The 21,369-nt window shown below is 46.6% G+C and carries 7 protein-coding genes, 5 tRNA genes and 8 rRNA genes; all 20 read right to left on the bottom strand.

Annotation, left to right across the window (positions count from 1 at the left end; genetic code table 11):
* Nucleotides 1-9 precede the first annotated feature (9 nt).
* The 20 genes from rplM to JX580_RS01160 all read right to left on the bottom strand — a co-directional run bounded on the left by rplM (nt 10) and on the right by JX580_RS01160 (nt 20,985).
* Nucleotides 10-438, bottom strand: a complete 429-nt coding sequence (gene rplM / locus JX580_RS01255; protein ID WP_248850981.1) for a 50S ribosomal protein L13 — start codon at nt 436-438, stop codon at nt 10-12.
* A 184-nt stretch (nt 439-622) separates the two neighbouring features.
* Nucleotides 623-1,819: a citrate synthase gene (locus JX580_RS01250; RefSeq protein ID WP_248850980.1), complete on the bottom strand. Its 1,197-nt coding sequence runs from the start codon at nt 1,817-1,819 to the stop codon at nt 623-625.
* Nucleotides 1,820-1,840: 21 nt separating this feature from the next.
* On the bottom strand, nt 1,841-2,182 hold the full coding sequence (erpA, locus tag JX580_RS01245; protein WP_248850979.1) for an iron-sulfur cluster insertion protein ErpA: 342 nt from the start codon (nt 2,180-2,182) through the stop codon (nt 1,841-1,843).
* Nucleotides 2,183-2,305: 123 nt separating this feature from the next.
* Entirely contained in the window at nt 2,306-3,352 is a 1,047-nt protein-coding gene (gene argC, locus JX580_RS01240; protein ID WP_248850978.1) for an N-acetyl-gamma-glutamyl-phosphate reductase, read from the bottom strand.
* 91 nt (nt 3,353-3,443) lie between these two features.
* Complete coding sequence (gene fabB, locus JX580_RS01235) at nt 3,444-4,664, bottom strand: beta-ketoacyl-ACP synthase I (protein WP_248850977.1); 1,221 nt, start codon at nt 4,662-4,664, stop codon at nt 3,444-3,446.
* Between the two features lie 2 nt (nt 4,665-4,666).
* Entirely contained in the window at nt 4,667-5,182 is a 516-nt protein-coding gene (gene fabA, locus JX580_RS01230; protein ID WP_248850976.1) for a 3-hydroxyacyl-[acyl-carrier-protein] dehydratase FabA, read from the bottom strand.
* Nucleotides 5,183-5,284: 102 nt separating this feature from the next.
* A tRNA-Thr gene (locus JX580_RS01225) sits at nt 5,285-5,360 on the bottom strand.
* Nucleotides 5,361-5,415: 55 nt separating this feature from the next.
* Nucleotides 5,416-6,192 (bottom strand): type III pantothenate kinase, encoded by a 777-nt coding sequence (locus JX580_RS01220; RefSeq protein WP_248850975.1) that lies wholly within the window; start codon nt 6,190-6,192, stop codon nt 5,416-5,418.
* Nucleotides 6,193-6,341: 149 nt separating this feature from the next.
* A 5S ribosomal RNA gene (rrf, locus tag JX580_RS01215) occupies nt 6,342-6,457 on the bottom strand.
* A gap of 212 nt (nt 6,458-6,669) precedes the next feature.
* Nucleotides 6,670-9,531, bottom strand: a 23S ribosomal RNA gene (locus tag JX580_RS01210).
* A 423-nt stretch (nt 9,532-9,954) separates the two neighbouring features.
* A tRNA-Ile gene (locus tag JX580_RS01205) sits at nt 9,955-10,031 on the bottom strand.
* A 43-nt stretch (nt 10,032-10,074) separates the two neighbouring features.
* Nucleotides 10,075-10,150: transfer RNA gene (locus tag JX580_RS01200), tRNA-Ala, on the bottom strand.
* A gap of 63 nt (nt 10,151-10,213) precedes the next feature.
* A 16S ribosomal RNA gene (locus JX580_RS01195) occupies nt 10,214-11,753 on the bottom strand.
* Between the two features lie 315 nt (nt 11,754-12,068).
* A 5S ribosomal RNA gene (rrf, locus tag JX580_RS01190) occupies nt 12,069-12,184 on the bottom strand.
* Nucleotides 12,185-12,396: 212 nt separating this feature from the next.
* Nucleotides 12,397-15,258, bottom strand: a 23S ribosomal RNA gene (locus tag JX580_RS01185).
* A 423-nt stretch (nt 15,259-15,681) separates the two neighbouring features.
* Nucleotides 15,682-15,758, bottom strand: a tRNA-Ile gene (locus tag JX580_RS01180).
* 43 nt (nt 15,759-15,801) lie between these two features.
* Nucleotides 15,802-15,877: transfer RNA gene (locus JX580_RS01175), tRNA-Ala, on the bottom strand.
* A gap of 63 nt (nt 15,878-15,940) precedes the next feature.
* Nucleotides 15,941-17,480 (bottom strand): 16S ribosomal RNA (locus JX580_RS01170).
* 315 nt (nt 17,481-17,795) lie between these two features.
* Nucleotides 17,796-17,911 (bottom strand): 5S ribosomal RNA (gene rrf, locus JX580_RS01165).
* A gap of 212 nt (nt 17,912-18,123) precedes the next feature.
* Nucleotides 18,124-20,985, bottom strand: a 23S ribosomal RNA gene (locus JX580_RS01160).
* Together the 16S, 23S and 5S rRNA genes with 4 tRNA genes alongside form the textbook arrangement of a ribosomal RNA operon.
* Nucleotides 20,986-21,369: the final 384 nt, after the last annotated feature.

The following is a 21,369-nucleotide window of genomic DNA, read 5'->3' as shown; positions in this document are numbered from 1 at the left end:
ATCTTCCCCTTACAGCGCTAGTGTTTGTGGTTGTTGTGCAGTATGCGGGTGCTCTGTACCTGCATAAACTTTCAACTTACGATACATATCACGTCCTAATGGGCCACGCGGTAACATACCTTTAATTGCAAGCTCAAGTACACGCTCAGGTTTAGACTCAATCATTTTTTCAAATGACATTGACTTTAAGTTACCTACATATCCTGTGTAACGATGATACATTTTGTTCTTACGCTTGTTACCTGTCACACCAATTTTTTCGGCATTAACGATAACAATGTAATCACCACAATCAACGTGTGGTGTATATTCTGGTTTATGCTTACCGCGTAAACGTAATGCGACTTCAGCAGCTAAACGACCTAGCGTTTTACCCTCTGCATCAACAACATACCAGTCGCGTTTCACTTCTGCTGGCTTTGCTACAAATGTTCCCATTTCAAAATCCTAATAAAGTTAATAATCCTAAATCGCGCTACTAACAAAATGCTAGCACCACATCCTTACTGTTTAACGGGCAATAAGAGGGGGAAGGATTAATTAGATCGGCAATTATAAAGAAGTTTTGCTGTGCTTTCAAGCGTTTTATGGTGAATCACACAGCAAAAGAATTTGTATAGAATCAACGCTCTTGGCTTGCGTTTAAAATACCACCAATACCTTGACCTCTTTGATCCAAAGGTAAGTAGCACGAGCTGCCAGCGCCTAAGTAGACCTGTGTCGGACGGAAAATCTTATTATTCTGTAATTGCTCGCGCCAATGCGCCATCCAGCCTGCTGAGCGTGCAACCGCAAAAATGGATGTGAACATTTTTGGATCAAACCCCATTTCTTTATAGAGAATGCCGGAATAGAAATCAACATTTGGATAAACCCCTTTGTGACCAAGGTGCTCTTCACATACTCGTTCAACTTCTAGTGCTGTTTCAAACATCACACTCAGTTCACCGCTTTTAGATTTTTTTGCGAGCAGCTTTTCCGATAATTGTTGCAAAATAGTAGCACGCGGGTCTTTAGTTTTATATTCGCGATGTCCCATGCCCCAAATAACTTTTTTGTTGGCTAGGCGTTCTTCGATATAAGCTCGTGCATTTTCAGGGCGTCCTATTTTCTCTAACATCTCAATCACCATCTGATTAGCACCGCCATGCAATGGCCCGGATAAGGAGGCAATCGCTGATGAGATAACTGAGCAGGGGTTAGCTAACGTTGATCCTGTCACCATCGTTGTAAAGGTGGAGGCATTAATCGTGTGCTCTGCGTGCAGAATTAAACAGGCATCAAGCAAACGCGCCCAATCTGGATCTGGATCTTCACCCGTCACCATATATAAGAAGTTTTCAGCGTAATTTAAATCCTTACGCGGCTCAATCGGGTCATAGCCATTGCGCATATGTTCCCAACTCGCGACTAGCGTTGCCATGTGTGCGATAATCTTTACCGTTACATCGTTAATATAACCTTGATTTTCGGTTCCGCCTTTCATGTACTCGGTACTGGGATAAAAACTTGCCAGACTAGCCACCACCACTTGAAGCATATGCATAGGGTGGGTTGTTTCCGGGAGGTTTTTCATTATTTCACGAATATTATATTTTACACGGCGATGATCTCGCAGCTGTTGATCAAAGTCAGACAACTCGGATGCGGTAGGCAACTCTCCGAACAACAAAAGCAGCGTTGTCTCTTCAAATGAAGATTTCTCAGCTAACTCCATAATGTTATATCCACGATAAGTGAGCACGCCTTTTTGACCATCGATATATGAAATTTTCGATTCGGTGGCCGGTACACCCGCCAATCCTGGAATATATTGCATTATTTTGTTCCTTAACTCTGATTAAACACTAAACGATGACCCACAACCACAAGTGGTTGTTGCATTTGGATTCTCTATGACAAAGCGAGCGCCTTGTAAGTCTTCAAGGTAGTCAATTTTTGCACCTACCAGATATTGAAAACTCATTGGATCAATAAGCAGGGTGACGCCATCTTTTTCAACAGCGGTATCATCTTCTGCTCGAGACTCGTCGAATGTAAATCCATACTGAAAACCAGAGCAACCACCGCCGCTGATGTAGACGCGCAGTTTTAATTCGGTATTACCTTCATCAGCGATTAAACCACTGACCTTTGAGGCCGCCGCCTCGGTAAAGGTTACCGGTGTAGACAACTCAGACATAATAGCCTCCTATTTTTGCAGCCCAATTTATTTGCTACACAACTCACTGTGTAGCTTATTATTTTTATTGCATTATAAACTAAAACCCTGATGCTAAAAACATTGCTAAAAGACAAACATAGCCTATGGCATTAAAGCCAGCTGCTCCAGACCGCAGTTTTCCGCAAAATTAAACATGATATTCATGTTCTGGATGGCCTGACCTGAAGCCCCTTTTACTAGGTTGTCAATGACAGAAGTTACTACAACGACATCACCACCGGCAGGGCGATAAACAGCCATTCTGCACATGTTAGAGCCTTTTACCATTCTTGTATCTGGCATACTTCCTGCAGGCATTACATCAACAAAAAGCTCATCTTGGTATTGTTTCTCGAACAAAGCTTGCAATTGCTCTACCGACCAATCTTCAGTTAACTTAGCATAGAGCGTTGCTTCAATCCCTCTAATCATTGGTACAAGATGAGGAACAAATGTTAGTCCAACCTTAGAACCTGAAGCCATACTAGTTAGGCCCTCAGCAATTTCCGGCAAATGACGATGTCCATTGATTCCGTAAGCCTTAAAGCTTTCACTGGTTTCTGCGCTTAATGATCCAACTTTTGCTGCACGACCCGCACCACTAATGCCTGATTTACCATCAGCAACTAGGTGTTTTAAGTCGACTATCCCAGCTTTTAGTAAAGGCTGAAAACCCAGTTGAATTGCGGTGGGATAACAGCCAGGATTAGCGATGACTTTAGCGGACTTTATTTGTTCACGGTAAAGTTCTGGTAGCCCATAAACCACGTCCTTCATTACCTCTGGACAGCTATGCTCCATACCATACCAGTCTTGCCATACTTTAAGATCATTTAAACGAAAATCCGCAGCCAAATCGATAACTCGCACACCGGCTTCAATTAAATCAGGCGTTAAACTCATCGCGACGCCATGTGGTGTTGCAAAAAACACAAGATCACACGCTTTTAACGCTTCCATATTAGGCTCGGAAAAACAAAGGTCAAATCGACCACGCAGACTGGGAAACATGTCTGCGACAGACATCCCTGCTTCAGATCTGGATGTAATGACTTTAACTTCTGCATGAGGATGATTTGCTAGTAGACGTAATAACTCAACGCCCGTATAACCAGTGCCACCAACGATTCCAACTTGAATTTTATTCATCTTTAATTCCTAAGTAATCTAACGCTAGATAAAAAAAAGCACTCAGCCTACGCATGAGTGCTTTTTTGATTTGTATCACTGAAGAGCAAGACTAGCCCTTATAACGCTCAACAACAAGTGAAGCATTCGTGCCTCCAAAGCCAAAGCTATTACTCATAATGCGGTTCAAACCTGCATTTTCAATAGTTTGAGTCACAATCGGCATCCCCTCACAATCCGAATCTAATGTTTCAATGTTGATAGAAGGTGCTATAAAATCATTTTCCATCATAATCAAACTGTAAATTAACTCATGAACACCCGCCGCGCCCAAAGAATGGCCAGACATGGCTTTAGTAGAACTGATTCGAGGGATTGAACTTCCAAAAACTTCTTTAACGGCTGCCATTTCTTTAGTATCACCAACAGGGGTACTGGTTCCATGCGGATTTATATAGTCAATTTTGCCGTTAACAGTGCTCAAAGCTTGACGCATGCATCGAATAGCACCCTCACCAGAAGGCGCAACCATATCGTAACCATCAGAGTTTGCACCATAACCAACAATTTCAGCGTAAATTTTAGCGCCGCGAGCAAGAGCATGCTCTAATTCTTCTACAACGACCATACCGCCACCACCAGCAATAACAAACCCATCACGATGTGCGTCATAAGTACGCGAGGCTTTTTCTGGAGTATCATTGTACTTAGACGATAAAGCCCCCATCGCATCAAACAATACAGACATGGTCCAGTGCAATTCCTCACCACCACCAGCAAAAACAATATCCTGCTTGCCTAGTTGAATTTGCTCCATTGCAGCGCCTACACAGTGGGCACTGGTAGAACATGCAGAACTTATCGAATAATTAAGGCCTTTAATTTGAAATGGAGTAGCTAAACAGGCTGAAACGGTACTACCCATAGTACGCGTTACCATATAAGGCCCAACACGTTTAACACCCTTCTCGCGTGTAATTTCAACGGCTTGGGTAGAGTTTGAGTTAGATCCACCACCTGAACCTGCAATAATGCCTGTACGCTCATTGGAGACCATTTCAGGCGTTAAACCTGAATCAGCAACAGCTTGTTCCATAGCAATATAACTATAAGCAGCTGCATCACCCATAAAACGTAGTTGCTTACGCGGTATCAATTCAGCGAAATCAAGACCTTTGACTGCACCGTGGACTTGAGATCTTAAACCATTTTCTTGATATTCAGGGGCAAACACAATCCCAGATTTGCCCATACGCAATGAGCTCATGACCTGATCTTTATTGTTGCCAAGACTTGATACAATCCCTAAACCAGTGATAACTACTCGCTTCATAATTAAAACGCATCCGTATTTGTGAATAATCCCACTTTTAAGTCAGTGGCGCTGTATATTTCTCGTCCATCAACATAAAGATGCGCATCACCAATTCCCATATAGAGTTTTCTTTTAATGACACGTTTCATATTGATCACATACTCAACTTTCTTAGCTTTAGGTAAAACTTGACCGTAGAACTTGACCTCACCAGAGCCTAGTGCCCTACCGCGTCCAGGCCCTCCAGTCCAACCTAAATAAAATCCAATAAGTTGCCACATTGCATCTAAACCAAGGCAACCAGGCATCACAGGATCATCATTGAAGTGACACTCAAAAAACCATAAATCAGGAGTGACGTCTAGTTCTGCTTTAATTAGACCTTTACCATATTCACCACCCTCTTCAGAGATATGTGTAATATGATCAAACATAAGCATAGGTGGTTTAGGTAGTTGTGCATTGCCCGGACCAAATAACTCACCGCGCCCGCATGCAAGAAGTTCTTCTTTTGTGTAACTAGACTGTTGTTCCATTATATTTCCCAAGTATTAAATAACTTGATTATTATATCAGTCGAAACGGTTATGGTAAATTTATGATTAAGATAAAGTATGAAATGAAGGAAGAGACAGAGATGGTGCCGACAGAGGGACTCGAACCCCCAACCTACTGATTACAAATCAGTTGCACTACCAATTGTGCTATGTCGGCTTGTGTGCGGTATTATAGGCTATTTAATAAATGTGTCAATAACACTTCACCAAAATTATATAAAATATTCTAATAAATTTTCATGCTTACTTAACACTAACAAACCATCAAATAATAAACTAGAAGATAGTTCCCAATCATGGTTCAAAAGAGGCAGTATTAATTCTGAATCACCTCCCGTTAGAACCAACTTTAGGTCTTGTTGATGTTCAGTCAACTGTAACTCAGCTTGGTAATTTAACAAGCTGCTTACAGATAAGCAAACACCGTTAATCATAGCTTCACTGGTGTTACAGGATAAATGCTCAACTTTTTGTTGTTTGAAAAAACTAGCACAATTAATATCAGGTAACAAGCTACAACTTGACAGTGAACCTAGCGCTTTTCCCACGCCAGCGGTAATTAGCCCCCCTTGATGAACACCACTACTATTAATTAAATCAATAGTTATAGCCGATCCAAGGTCCGCAACCATAACCGCTTTCCGATACTTATCATATGCACCAATTAGTGATAACCATCTATCGACACCAAACGTAGAAACCTGATCATAACAAACTGATATATCTAAAAAGTGATTAACGGTACGTATTTGATAAACGACACAAGAATGTGATTGCAAAATAATATGCTTTAGATTATCAGATATATTATTAGAGAGAACGCTAGAAAAAAAAACACGCTTAGGTAGAAATTCTTTTAATTTTAGAAGCTCTCCAATCTCGCTAAAATCAGATGCTTTAAATACTGATGATCCACGGACTTTAAGTTGATAATCAATTGCATAAGCCCATTTAATCTTAGTATTGCCAACATCTATCAATAAATCCATGTTATTCCCAAGTCGTTATTATTAAAAAATAGATATGATAACTCATCACCGAGACAAATTATTTAATGAACTATGACGTTAAAACGAAATTAATACCAGCAATTAACAGGCAAAAAAAAACCCCTCGAGGAGGGGTTTAGGAATAGGGTGCTTGGCGATGACCTACTCTCGCATGGGGAGACCCCACACTACCATCGGCGCTGGAACGTTTCACTTCTGAGTTCGAGAAGGGATCAGGTGGTTCCATTCCGCTATGGTCGCCAAGCAATTCGGTTTTGTAAATGCAGCGCATTTACTTAAATTCTTTGCTAAGAAGTAATCTCTGTTTCGCTGTGTTTGTTTTTTGTTTAGGGCTTAAGCCTTCAAACACCTTCATTGTTTGTAATAGGACACATATACCTGATCACTTGGATTGAGCAGCCTTGGCTTTCAATCTCATCTCAAGCGCTCATATCAGTTAAGTCACTTTTGAGTTGTATAGTTAAGCCTCACGAGTAATTAGTACAAGTTAGCTTCACACATTACTGCGCTTCCACACCTTGCCTATCAACGTCCTGGTCTTGAACGGCTCTTTAGAAGACTTATAGTCTAGGGAGAACTCATCTTGGGGCAAGTTTCCCGCTTAGATGCTTTCAGCGGTTATCTTTTCCGAACGTAGCTACCCAGCAGTGCCATTGGCATGACAACTGGAACACCAGCGGTTCGTCCACTCCGGTCCTCTCGTACTAGGAGCAGCCCCCCTCAATTCTCCAACGCCCACGGCAGATAGGGACCGAACTGTCTCACGACGTTCTAAACCCAGCTCGCGTACCACTTTAAATGGCGAACAGCCATACCCTTGGGACCGACTTCAGCCCCAGGATGTGATGAGCCGACATCGAGGTGCCAAACACCGCCGTCGATATGAACTCTTGGGCGGTATCAGCCTGTTATCCCCGGAGTACCTTTTATCCGTTGAGCGATGGCCCTTCCACACAGAACCACCGGATCACTAGAACCTGCTTTCGCACCTGCTCGACGTGTCAGTCTCGCAGTCAAGCACCCTTTTACTCTTGCGCTCATTGCACGATGTCCGACCGTGCTGAGGGTACCTTCGCGCTCCTCCGTTACTCTTTAGGAGGAGACCGCCCCAGTCAAACTACCCACCATACACTGTCCCTGACCAGGATTCACTGGCCGAGGTTAGAACCTCAATACTATCAGGGTGGTATTTCAAGGATGGCTCCACAAGAACTGGCGTCCTCGCTTCATAGCCTCCCACCTATCCTACACAGATAGTATCAAAGTCCAGTGCAAAGCTATAGTAAAGGTTCACGGGGTCTTTCCGTCTAGCCGCGGGTACACGGCATCTTGACCGCGATTTCAATTTCGCTGAGTCTCGGGTGGAGACAGTGTGGCCATCGTTACGCCATTCGTGCAGGTCGGAACTTACCCGACAAGGAATTTCGCTACCTTAGGACCGTTATAGTTACGGCCGCCGTTTACCGGGGCTTCGATCAAGAGCTTCGCTTGCGCTAACCCCATCAATTAACCTTCCGGCACCGGGCAGGCGTCACACCGTATACGTCATCTTTCGATTTTGCACAGTGCTGTGTTTTTAATAAACAGTCGCAGCCACCTGGTCTCTGCAACCCCCAACAGCTTACGGAGCAAGTCCTTCACCATTAGGGGCACACCTTCTCCCGAAGTTACGGTGTTATTTTGCCTAGTTCCTTCACCCGAGTTCTCTCAAGCGCCTTGGAATTCTCATCCTGCCCACCTGTGTCGGTTTGGGGTACGGTTTTTTATGACCTGAAGCTTAGAAGCTTTTCCTGGAAGCATGGCATCAACCACTTCGTCCAAAAGAGGACTCGTCATCAGTTCTCGGCATTAAAGACCCGGATTTGCCTAAGTCTTCTGCCTACCACCTTAAACAAGGACAACCATCGCCTTGCTGGCCTAGCCTTCTCCGTCCCTCCATCGCAGTCATAAAAAGTGCAGGAATATTAACCTGCTTCCCATCGATTACGCTTTTCAGCCTCACCTTAGGGGCCGACTAACCCTACGTCGATTAGCGTTGCGTAGGAAACCTTGGGCTTTCGGCGAGGGAGCTTTTCACTCCCTTTTTCGCTACTTATGTCAGCATACGCACTCGTGATATCTCCAGCATGCCTTCCAGCACACCTTCTCAGACTTACACGACGCTCCCCTACCATGCCTTTCGGCATCCGCAATTTCGGTACTATGCTTAGCCCCGTTAAATCTTCGGCGCAGGCCGACTCGATCAGTGAGCTATTACGCTTTCTTTAAAGGGTGGCTGCTTCTAAGCCAACCTCCTGACTGTCTAAGCCTTCCCACATCCTTTCCCACTGAGCATAGTTTAGGGACCTTAATTGGCGGTCTGGGTTGTTTCCCTCTTGACAACGGACGTTAGCACCCGCTGTCTGTCTCCCATGATTGCACTTGTTGGTATTCGGAGTTTGCAATGGGCTGCTAAGCCTTGACGGCCCGCTAGACCATAACAGTGCTCTACCCCCAACAGTGAGACATGAGGCACTACCTAAATAGTTTTCGGGGAGAACCAGCTATCTCCGAGCTTGATTAGCCTTTCACTCCGATCCACAGCTCATCCCCTAATTTTTCAACATTAGTGGGTTCGGACCTCCAGTTGATGTTACTCAACCTTCATCCTGGCCATGGATAGATCGCCCGGTTTCGGGTCTACTGCATGCTACTGTCGCCCATTTAAGACTCGGTTTCCCTACGGCTCCCCTATTCGGTTAACCTCGCAACACACAGTAAGTCGCTGACCCATTATACAAAAGGTACGCAGTCACACCACGAAGGTGCTCCCACTGCTTGTACGTACACGGTTTCAGGTTCTATTTCACTCCCCTTCTGGGGTTCTTTTCGCCTTTCCCTCACGGTACTGGTTCACTATCGGTCGGTAGAGAGTATTTAGCCTTGGAGGGTGGTCCCCCCATATTCAGACAGGATTTCACGTGTCCCGTCCTACTCGTTTTCACAAGAATAAAGCTTTCGCATACAGGACTATCACCTTGTATCGTCGCACTTTCCAGAGCGTTCTGCTAACTTAGTCCTTGCTTAAGGGCTGGTCCCCGTTCGCTCGCCGCTACTTAGGGAATCTCGGTTGATTTCTTTTCCTCCGGGTACTTAGATGTTTCAGTTCCCCGGGTTAGCCTCCCATTAAGGGATATCCTCGAAAGGATGGGTTTTCCCATTCAGACATCTCCGGGTCAAAGGTTATTTGCCACCTCACCGAAGCTTTTCGCAGGCTATCACGTCTTTCATCGCCTTCTACCGCCTAGGCATCCACCGTGTACGCTTAATCACTTAACTATACAACTCAAAAATAACTTATTAAACGTAAAACGTTTAACGCGTTGGTTTTGACCTTTTGTGTTGAATTTTGGATTTTCCTCAATTCAATCAAAACGCTTTTTTGAGGTACAACGCAACTAAGATTCTTCGCTGACATGTTCGCTTGAGATTTTCATCAAGATACATGTATTACCTATTACTTCAATCGATTTGGAGATTCGATTGAATTGTTATGAATAAAATCTCATCAATTTTATTCATTCTCTTTGCAGAGATTACTTCCTAATTTTTAAAGAACTTCGGTTACTACCGAGAAGCGGAATACTATCATTCCCTTCTTTTTTTGGCAATAAGAACCACTCATATCTTCTTGGTTAATCACTAGCTTGCACAAAACGCGCTTGACCAGTATTTAACGAAAACCACATGAGCGGTTGTTATTGGTGGGTCTGGGTGGATTCGAACCACCGACCTCACCCTTATCAGGGGTGCGCTCTAACCAACTGAGCTACAGACCCAATTTGTTAGGCCTGCCTTGTGCACTGCACCGACCTGTAAAATTGGTGGAGCTATGCGGGATCGAACCGCAGACCTCCTGCGTGCAAGGCAGGCGCTCTCCCAGCTGAGCTATAGCCCCAGGCTATTGGGTAATTCAGAGACAATTTATGTGAAAGCGCTAAGGTGGCTTTGGCTTTTTCTTAAAGGAGGTGATCCAGCCCCACCTTCCGATAGGGCTACCTTGTTACGACTTCACCCCAGTCATGAATCACACCGTGGTAACCGTCCTCCCGAAGGTTAGACTAGCTACTTCTGGTGCAACCCACTCCCATGGTGTGACGGGCGGTGTGTACAAGGCCCGGGAACGTATTCACCGCAACATTCTGATTTGCGATTACTAGCGATTCCGACTTCATGGAGTCGAGTTGCAGACTCCAATCCGGACTACGATCGGTTTTTTCAGATTAGCACCACCTCGCGGCTTCGCAACTGTTTGTACCGACCATTGTAGCACGTGTGTAGCCCATCCCATAAGGGCCATGATGACTTGACGTCGTCCCCGCCTTCCTCCGGTTTATCACCGGCAGTCTCATTAGAGTTCTCAACTAAATGGTAGCAACTAATGATAGGGGTTGCGCTCGTTGCGGGACTTAACCCAACATCTCACGACACGAGCTGACGACAGCCATGCAGCACCTGTCTCACAGCTCCCGAAGGCACCAATCCATCTCTGGAAAGTTCTGTGGATGTCAAGGGATGGTAAGGTTCTTCGCGTTGCATCGAATTAAACCACATGCTCCACCGCTTGTGCGGGCCCCCGTCAATTCCTTTGAGTTTTAATCTTGCGACCGTACTCCCCAGGCGGTCAACTTATCGCGTTAGCTGCGCTACTAATCTTTTTAATAAGACCAACAGCTAGTTGACATCGTTTAGGGCGTGGACTACCGGGGTATCTAATCCCGTTTGCTCCCCACGCTTTCGCACCTCAGCGTCAGTTTTAGTCCAGGAAGGCGCCTTCGCCACTGATGTTCCTTCTGATATCTACGCATTTCACTGCTACTCCAGAAATTCCCCTTCCCTCTACTAAACTCTAGATTGCCAGTTTCAATCGCCGTTCCTAGGTTGAGCCCAGGGCTTTCACAACTGACTTAACAATCCGCCTACGCGCGCTTTACGCCCAGTAATTCCGAATAACGCTTGCACCCTCTGTATTACCGCGGCTGCTGGCACAGAGTTAGCCGGTGCTTTTTCTGCGAGTAACGTCACAGATGCAGGGTATTAATCTACATCCTTTCCTCCTCGCTAAAAGTGCTTTACAACCCTCGGGCCTTCTTCACACACGCGGCATGGCTGGATCAGGCTTGCGCCCATTGTCCAATATTCCCCACTGCTGCCTCCCGTAGGAGTCTGGGCCGTGTCTCAGTCCCAGTGTGGCTGATCATCCTCTCAAACCAGCTATAGATCGTCGCCTTGGTGAGCCATTACCTCACCAACTAGCTAATCTAACATAGGCTCATCCTCTAGCGATAGCTTACAAGTAGAGGCCACCTTTACTCCTTAGAGACTATTCGGTATTAACGTAAGTTTCCCTACGGTATCCCCAACTAGAGGGCAGATTCCTATGCATTACTCACCCGTCCGCCACTCGTCAGCAAGAGCAAGCTCTTCTGTTACCGTTCGACTTGCATGTGTTAGGCCTGCCGCCAGCGTTCATTCTGAGCCAGGATCAAACTCTTCAGTTTAATCTTGAACATTTTTAAACACTCGGAATTGACAAAGTTAACATGGAAGAATTGCTTCTACCTATACTTACATTTGTCGTTTCGAGTTAATTTTTGCTTCCGCACACCTAAGCACTTCCACATAAATTATCTCTGAATTACCTGTTTTTTAAAGAACTACTTTATTCGTGAACTTAATACCATTCGCATCAAGTAAGCCCGCTATTTTAACGAGCTTCGAAAAAATTGTCAATCTGCTTTTGCAGATTTTAATCTCAAGGTCTTACACTTTGCCTGAGAATAAAAACCCCTCGAGGAGGGGTTTAGGAATAGGGTGCTTGGCGATGACCTACTCTCGCATGGGGAGACCCCACACTACCATCGGCGCTGGAACGTTTCACTTCTGAGTTCGAGAAGGGATCAGGTGGTTCCATTCCGCTATGGTCGCCAAGCAATTCGGTTTTGTAAATGCAGCGCATTTACTTAAATTCTTTGCTAAGAAGTAATCTCTGTTTCGCTGTGTTTGTTTTTTGTTTAGGGCTTAAGCCTTCAAACACCTTCATTGTTTGTAATAGGACACATATACCTGATCACTTGGATTGAGCAGCCTTGGCTTTCAATCTCATCTCAAGCGCTCATATCAGTTAAGTCACTTTTGAGTTGTATAGTTAAGCCTCACGAGTAATTAGTACAAGTTAGCTTCACACATTACTGCGCTTCCACACCTTGCCTATCAACGTCCTGGTCTTGAACGGCTCTTTAGAAGACTTATAGTCTAGGGAGAACTCATCTTGGGGCAAGTTTCCCGCTTAGATGCTTTCAGCGGTTATCTTTTCCGAACGTAGCTACCCAGCAGTGCCATTGGCATGACAACTGGAACACCAGCGGTTCGTCCACTCCGGTCCTCTCGTACTAGGAGCAGCCCCCCTCAATTCTCCAACGCCCACGGCAGATAGGGACCGAACTGTCTCACGACGTTCTAAACCCAGCTCGCGTACCACTTTAAATGGCGAACAGCCATACCCTTGGGACCGACTTCAGCCCCAGGATGTGATGAGCCGACATCGAGGTGCCAAACACCGCCGTCGATATGAACTCTTGGGCGGTATCAGCCTGTTATCCCCGGAGTACCTTTTATCCGTTGAGCGATGGCCCTTCCACACAGAACCACCGGATCACTAGAACCTGCTTTCGCACCTGCTCGACGTGTCAGTCTCGCAGTCAAGCACCCTTTTACTCTTGCGCTCATTGCACGATGTCCGACCGTGCTGAGGGTACCTTCGCGCTCCTCCGTTACTCTTTAGGAGGAGACCGCCCCAGTCAAACTACCCACCATACACTGTCCCTGACCAGGATTCACTGGCCGAGGTTAGAACCTCAATACTATCAGGGTGGTATTTCAAGGATGGCTCCACAAGAACTGGCGTCCTCGCTTCATAGCCTCCCACCTATCCTACACAGATAGTATCAAAGTCCAGTGCAAAGCTATAGTAAAGGTTCACGGGGTCTTTCCGTCTAGCCGCGGGTACACGGCATCTTGACCGCGATTTCAATTTCGCTGAGTCTCGGGTGGAGACAGTGTGGCCATCGTTACGCCATTCGTGCAGGTCGGAACTTACCCGACAAGGAATTTCGCTACCTTAGGACCGTTATAGTTACGGCCGCCGTTTACCGGGGCTTCGATCAAGAGCTTCGCTTGCGCTAACCCCATCAATTAACCTTCCGGCACCGGGCAGGCGTCACACCGTATACGTCATCTTTCGATTTTGCACAGTGCTGTGTTTTTAATAAACAGTCGCAGCCACCTGGTCTCTGCAACCCCCAACAGCTTACGGAGCAAGTCCTTCACCATTAGGGGCACACCTTCTCCCGAAGTTACGGTGTTATTTTGCCTAGTTCCTTCACCCGAGTTCTCTCAAGCGCCTTGGAATTCTCATCCTGCCCACCTGTGTCGGTTTGGGGTACGGTTTTTTATGACCTGAAGCTTAGAAGCTTTTCCTGGAAGCATGGCATCAACCACTTCGTCCAAAAGAGGACTCGTCATCAGTTCTCGGCATTAAAGACCCGGATTTGCCTAAGTCTTCTGCCTACCACCTTAAACAAGGACAACCATCGCCTTGCTGGCCTAGCCTTCTCCGTCCCTCCATCGCAGTCATAAAAAGTGCAGGAATATTAACCTGCTTCCCATCGATTACGCTTTTCAGCCTCACCTTAGGGGCCGACTAACCCTACGTCGATTAGCGTTGCGTAGGAAACCTTGGGCTTTCGGCGAGGGAGCTTTTCACTCCCTTTTTCGCTACTTATGTCAGCATACGCACTCGTGATATCTCCAGCATGCCTTCCAGCACACCTTCTCAGACTTACACGACGCTCCCCTACCATGCCTTTCGGCATCCGCAATTTCGGTACTATGCTTAGCCCCGTTAAATCTTCGGCGCAGGCCGACTCGATCAGTGAGCTATTACGCTTTCTTTAAAGGGTGGCTGCTTCTAAGCCAACCTCCTGACTGTCTAAGCCTTCCCACATCCTTTCCCACTGAGCATAGTTTAGGGACCTTAATTGGCGGTCTGGGTTGTTTCCCTCTTGACAACGGACGTTAGCACCCGCTGTCTGTCTCCCATGATTGCACTTGTTGGTATTCGGAGTTTGCAATGGGCTGCTAAGCCTTGACGGCCCGCTAGACCATAACAGTGCTCTACCCCCAACAGTGAGACATGAGGCACTACCTAAATAGTTTTCGGGGAGAACCAGCTATCTCCGAGCTTGATTAGCCTTTCACTCCGATCCACAGCTCATCCCCTAATTTTTCAACATTAGTGGGTTCGGACCTCCAGTTGATGTTACTCAACCTTCATCCTGGCCATGGATAGATCGCCCGGTTTCGGGTCTACTGCATGCTACTGTCGCCCATTTAAGACTCGGTTTCCCTACGGCTCCCCTATTCGGTTAACCTCGCAACACACAGTAAGTCGCTGACCCATTATACAAAAGGTACGCAGTCACACCACGAAGGTGCTCCCACTGCTTGTACGTACACGGTTTCAGGTTCTATTTCACTCCCCTTCTGGGGTTCTTTTCGCCTTTCCCTCACGGTACTGGTTCACTATCGGTCGGTAGAGAGTATTTAGCCTTGGAGGGTGGTCCCCCCATATTCAGACAGGATTTCACGTGTCCCGTCCTACTCGTTTTCACAAGAATAAAGCTTTCGCATACAGGACTATCACCTTGTATCGTCGCACTTTCCAGAGCGTTCTGCTAACTTAGTCCTTGCTTAAGGGCTGGTCCCCGTTCGCTCGCCGCTACTTAGGGAATCTCGGTTGATTTCTTTTCCTCCGGGTACTTAGATGTTTCAGTTCCCCGGGTTAGCCTCCCATTAAGGGATATCCTCGAAAGGATGGGTTTTCCCATTCAGACATCTCCGGGTCAAAGGTTATTTGCCACCTCACCGAAGCTTTTCGCAGGCTATCACGTCTTTCATCGCCTTCTACCGCCTAGGCATCCACCGTGTACGCTTAATCACTTAACTATACAACTCAAAAATAACTTATTAAACGTAAAACGTTTAACGCGTTGGTTTTGACCTTTTGTGTTGAATTTTGGATTTTCCTCAATTCAATCAAAACGCTTTTTTGAGGTACAACGCAACTAAGATTCTTCGCTGACATGTTCGCTTGAGATTTTCATCAAGATACATGTATTACCTATTACTTCAATCGATTTGGAGATTCGATTGAATTGTTATGAATAAAATCTCATCAATTTTATTCATTCTCTTTGCAGAGATTACTTCCTAATTTTTAAAGAACTTCGGTTACTACCGAGAAGCGGAATACTATCATTCCCTTCTTTTTTTGGCAATAAGAACCACTCATATCTTCTTGGTTAATCACTAGCTTGCACAAAACGCGCTTGACCAGTATTTAACGAAAACCACATGAGCGGTTGTTATTGGTGGGTCTGGGTGGATTCGAACCACCGACCTCACCCTTATCAGGGGTGCGCTCTAACCAACTGAGCTACAGACCCAATTTGTTAGGCCTGCCTTGTGCACTGCACCGACCTGTAAAATTGGTGGAGCTATGCGGGATCGAACCGCAGACCTCCTGCGTGCAAGGCAGGCGCTCTCCCAGCTGAGCTATAGCCCCAGGCTATTGGGTAATTCAGAGACAATTTATGTGAAAGCGCTAAGGTGGCTTTGGCTTTTTCTTAAAGGAGGTGATCCAGCCCCACCTTCCGATAGGGCTACCTTGTTACGACTTCACCCCAGTCATGAATCACACCGTGGTAACCGTCCTCCCGAAGGTTAGACTAGCTACTTCTGGTGCAACCCACTCCCATGGTGTGACGGGCGGTGTGTACAAGGCCCGGGAACGTATTCACCGCAACATTCTGATTTGCGATTACTAGCGATTCCGACTTCATGGAGTCGAGTTGCAGACTCCAATCCGGACTACGATCGGTTTTTTCAGATTAGCACCACCTCGCGGCTTCGCAACTGTTTGTACCGACCATTGTAGCACGTGTGTAGCCCATCCCATAAGGGCCATGATGACTTGACGTCGTCCCCGCCTTCCTCCGGTTTATCACCGGCAGTCTCATTAGAGTTCTCAACTAAATGGTAGCAACTAATGATAGGGGTTGCGCTCGTTGCGGGACTTAACCCAACATCTCACGACACGAGCTGACGACAGCCATGCAGCACCTGTCTCACAGCTCCCGAAGGCACCAATCCATCTCTGGAAAGTTCTGTGGATGTCAAGGGATGGTAAGGTTCTTCGCGTTGCATCGAATTAAACCACATGCTCCACCGCTTGTGCGGGCCCCCGTCAATTCCTTTGAGTTTTAATCTTGCGACCGTACTCCCCAGGCGGTCAACTTATCGCGTTAGCTGCGCTACTAATCTTTTTAATAAGACCAACAGCTAGTTGACATCGTTTAGGGCGTGGACTACCGGGGTATCTAATCCCGTTTGCTCCCCACGCTTTCGCACCTCAGCGTCAGTTTTAGTCCAGGAAGGCGCCTTCGCCACTGATGTTCCTTCTGATATCTACGCATTTCACTGCTACTCCAGAAATTCCCCTTCCCTCTACTAAACTCTAGATTGCCAGTTTCAATCGCCGTTCCTAGGTTGAGCCCAGGGCTTTCACAACTGACTTAACAATCCGCCTACGCGCGCTTTACGCCCAGTAATTCCGAATAACGCTTGCACCCTCTGTATTACCGCGGCTGCTGGCACAGAGTTAGCCGGTGCTTTTTCTGCGAGTAACGTCACAGATGCAGGGTATTAATCTACATCCTTTCCTCCTCGCTAAAAGTGCTTTACAACCCTCGGGCCTTCTTCACACACGCGGCATGGCTGGATCAGGCTTGCGCCCATTGTCCAATATTCCCCACTGCTGCCTCCCGTAGGAGTCTGGGCCGTGTCTCAGTCCCAGTGTGGCTGATCATCCTCTCAAACCAGCTATAGATCGTCGCCTTGGTGAGCCATTACCTCACCAACTAGCTAATCTAACATAGGCTCATCCTCTAGCGATAGCTTACAAGTAGAGGCCACCTTTACTCCTTAGAGACTATTCGGTATTAACGTAAGTTTCCCTACGGTATCCCCAACTAGAGGGCAGATTCCTATGCATTACTCACCCGTCCGCCACTCGTCAGCAAGAGCAAGCTCTTCTGTTACCGTTCGACTTGCATGTGTTAGGCCTGCCGCCAGCGTTCATTCTGAGCCAGGATCAAACTCTTCAGTTTAATCTTGAACATTTTTAAACACTCGGAATTGACAAAGTTAACATGGAAGAATTGCTTCTACCTATACTTACATTTGTCGTTTCGAGTTAATTTTTGCTTCCGCACACCTAAGCACTTCCACATAAATTATCTCTGAATTACCTGTTTTTTAAAGAACTACTTTATTCGTGAACTTAATACCATTCGCATCAAGTAAGCCCGCTATTTTAACGAGCTTCGAAAAAATTGTCAATCTGCTTTTGCAGATTTTAATCTCAAGGTCTTACACTTTGCCTGAGAATAAAAACCCCTCGAGGAGGGGTTTAGGAATAGGGTGCTTGGCGATGACCTACTCTCGCATGGGGAGACCCCACACTACCATCGGCGCTGGAACGTTTCACTTCTGAGTTCGAGAAGGGATCAGGTGGTTCCATTCCGCTATGGTCGCCAAGCAATTCGGTTTTGTAAATGCAGCGCATTTACTTAAATTCTTTGCTAAGAAGTAATCTCTGTTTCGCTGTGTTTGTTTTTTGTTTAGGGCTTAAGCCTTCAAACACCTTCATTGTTTGTAATAGGACACATATACCTGATCACTTGGATTGAGCAGCCTTGGCTTTCAATCTCATCTCAAGCGCTCATATCAGTTAAGTCACTTTTGAGTTGTATAGTTAAGCCTCACGAGTAATTAGTACAAGTTAGCTTCACACATTACTGCGCTTCCACACCTTGCCTATCAACGTCCTGGTCTTGAACGGCTCTTTAGAAGACTTATAGTCTAGGGAGAACTCATCTTGGGGCAAGTTTCCCGCTTAGATGCTTTCAGCGGTTATCTTTTCCGAACGTAGCTACCCAGCAGTGCCATTGGCATGACAACTGGAACACCAGCGGTTCGTCCACTCCGGTCCTCTCGTACTAGGAGCAGCCCCCCTCAATTCTCCAACGCCCACGGCAGATAGGGACCGAACTGTCTCACGACGTTCTAAACCCAGCTCGCGTACCACTTTAAATGGCGAACAGCCATACCCTTGGGACCGACTTCAGCCCCAGGATGTGATGAGCCGACATCGAGGTGCCAAACACCGCCGTCGATATGAACTCTTGGGCGGTATCAGCCTGTTATCCCCGGAGTACCTTTTATCCGTTGAGCGATGGCCCTTCCACACAGAACCACCGGATCACTAGAACCTGCTTTCGCACCTGCTCGACGTGTCAGTCTCGCAGTCAAGCACCCTTTTACTCTTGCGCTCATTGCACGATGTCCGACCGTGCTGAGGGTACCTTCGCGCTCCTCCGTTACTCTTTAGGAGGAGACCGCCCCAGTCAAACTACCCACCATACACTGTCCCTGACCAGGATTCACTGGCCGAGGTTAGAACCTCAATACTATCAGGGTGGTATTTCAAGGATGGCTCCACAAGAACTGGCGTCCTCGCTTCATAGCCTCCCACCTATCCTACACAGATAGTATCAAAGTCCAGTGCAAAGCTATAGTAAAGGTTCACGGGGTCTTTCCGTCTAGCCGCGGGTACACGGCATCTTGACCGCGATTTCAATTTCGCTGAGTCTCGGGTGGAGACAGTGTGGCCATCGTTACGCCATTCGTGCAGGTCGGAACTTACCCGACAAGGAATTTCGCTACCTTAGGACCGTTATAGTTACGGCCGCCGTTTACCGGGGCTTCGATCAAGAGCTTCGCTTGCGCTAACCCCATCAATTAACCTTCCGGCACCGGGCAGGCGTCACACCGTATACGTCATCTTTCGATTTTGCACAGTGCTGTGTTTTTAATAAACAGTCGCAGCCACCTGGTCTCTGCAACCCCCAACAGCTTACGGAGCAAGTCCTTCACCATTAGGGGCACACCTTCTCCCGAAGTTACGGTGTTATTTTGCCTAGTTCCTTCACCCGAGTTCTCTCAAGCGCCTTGGAATTCTCATCCTGCCCACCTGTGTCGGTTTGGGGTACGGTTTTTTATGACCTGAAGCTTAGAAGCTTTTCCTGGAAGCATGGCATCAACCACTTCGTCCAAAAGAGGACTCGTCATCAGTTCTCGGCATTAAAGACCCGGATTTGCCTAAGTCTTCTGCCTACCACCTTAAACAAGGACAACCATCGCCTTGCTGGCCTAGCCTTCTCCGTCCCTCCATCGCAGTCATAAAAAGTGCAGGAATATTAACCTGCTTCCCATCGATTACGCTTTTCAGCCTCACCTTAGGGGCCGACTAACCCTACGTCGATTAGCGTTGCGTAGGAAACCTTGGGCTTTCGGCGAGGGAGCTTTTCACTCCCTTTTTCGCTACTTATGTCAGCATACGCACTCGTGATATCTCCAGCATGCCTTCCAGCACACCTTCTCAGACTTACACGACGCTCCCCTACCATGCCTTTCGGCATCCGCAATTTCGGTACTATGCTTAGCCCCGTTAAATCTTCGGCGCAGGCCGACTCGATCAGTGAGCTATTACGCTTTCTTTAAAGGGTGGCTGCTTCTAAGCCAACCTCCTGACTGTCTAAGCCTTCCCACATCCTTTCCCACTGAGCATAGTTTAGGGACCTTAATTGGCGGTCTGGGTTGTTTCCCTCTTGACAACGGACGTTAGCACCCGCTGTCTGTCTCCCATGATTGCACTTGTTGGTATTCGGAGTTTGCAATGGGCTGCTAAGCCTTGACGGCCCGCTAGACCATAACAGTGCTCTACCCCCAACAGTGAGACATGAGGCACTACCTAAATAGTTTTCGGGGAGAACCAGCTATCTCCGAGCTTGATTAGCCTTTCACTCCGATCCACAGCTCATCCCCTAATTTTTCAACATTAGTGGGTTCGGACCTCCAGTTGATGTTACTCAACCTTCATCCTGGCCATGGATAGATCGCCCGGTTTCGGGTCTACTGCATGCTACTGTCGCCCATTTAAGACTCGGTTTCCCTACGGCTCCCCTATTCGGTTAACCTCGCAACACACAGTAAGTCGCTGACCCATTATACAAAAGGTACGCAGTCACACCACGAAGGTGCTCCCACTGCTTGTACGTACACGGTTTCAGGTTCTATTTCACTCCCCTTCTGGGGTTCTTTTCGCCTTTCCCTCACGGTACTGGTTCACTATCGGTCGGTAGAGAGTATTTAGCCTTGGAGGGTGGTCCCCCCATATTCAGACAGGATTTCACGTGTCCCGTCCTACTCGTTTTCACAAGAATAAAGCTTTCGCATACAGGACTATCACCTTGTATCGTCGCACTTTCCAGAGCGTTCTGCTAACTTAGTCCTTGCTTAAGGGCTGGTCCCCGTTCGCTCGCCGCTACTTAGGGAATCTCGGTTGATTTCTTTTCCTCCGGGTACTTAGATGTTTCAGTTCCCCGGGTTAGCCTCCCATTAAGGGATATCCTCGAAAGGATGGGTTTTCCCATTCAGACATCTCCGGGTCAAAGGTTATTTGCCACCTCACCGAAGCTTTTCGCAGGCTATCACGTCTTTCATCGCCTTCTACCGCCTAGGCATCCACCGTGTACGCTTAATCACTTAACTATACAACTCAAAAATAACTTATTAAACGTAAAACGTTTAACGCGTTGGTTTTGACCTTTTGTGTTGAATTTTGGATTTTCCTCAATTCAATCAAAACGCTTTTTTGAGGTACAACGCAACTAAGATTCTTCGCTGACATGTTCGCTTGAGATTTTCATCAAGATACATGTATTACCTATTACTTCAATCGATTTGGAGATTCGATTGAATTGTTATGAATAAAATCTCATCAATTTTATTCATTCTCTTTGCAGAGATTACTTCCTAATTTTTAAAGAACTTCGGTTACTACCGAGAAGCGGAATACTATCATTCCCTTCTTTTTTTGGCAATAAGAACCACTCATATCTTCTTGGTTAATCACTAGCTTGCACAAAACGCGCT

Source organism: Thiomicrospira microaerophila (assembly GCF_023278225.1).
Classification (GTDB): Bacteria; Pseudomonadota; Gammaproteobacteria; order Thiomicrospirales; family Thiomicrospiraceae; genus Thiomicrospira; species Thiomicrospira microaerophila_A.
This window is presented reverse-complemented; position numbering and strand designations above follow the sequence as displayed.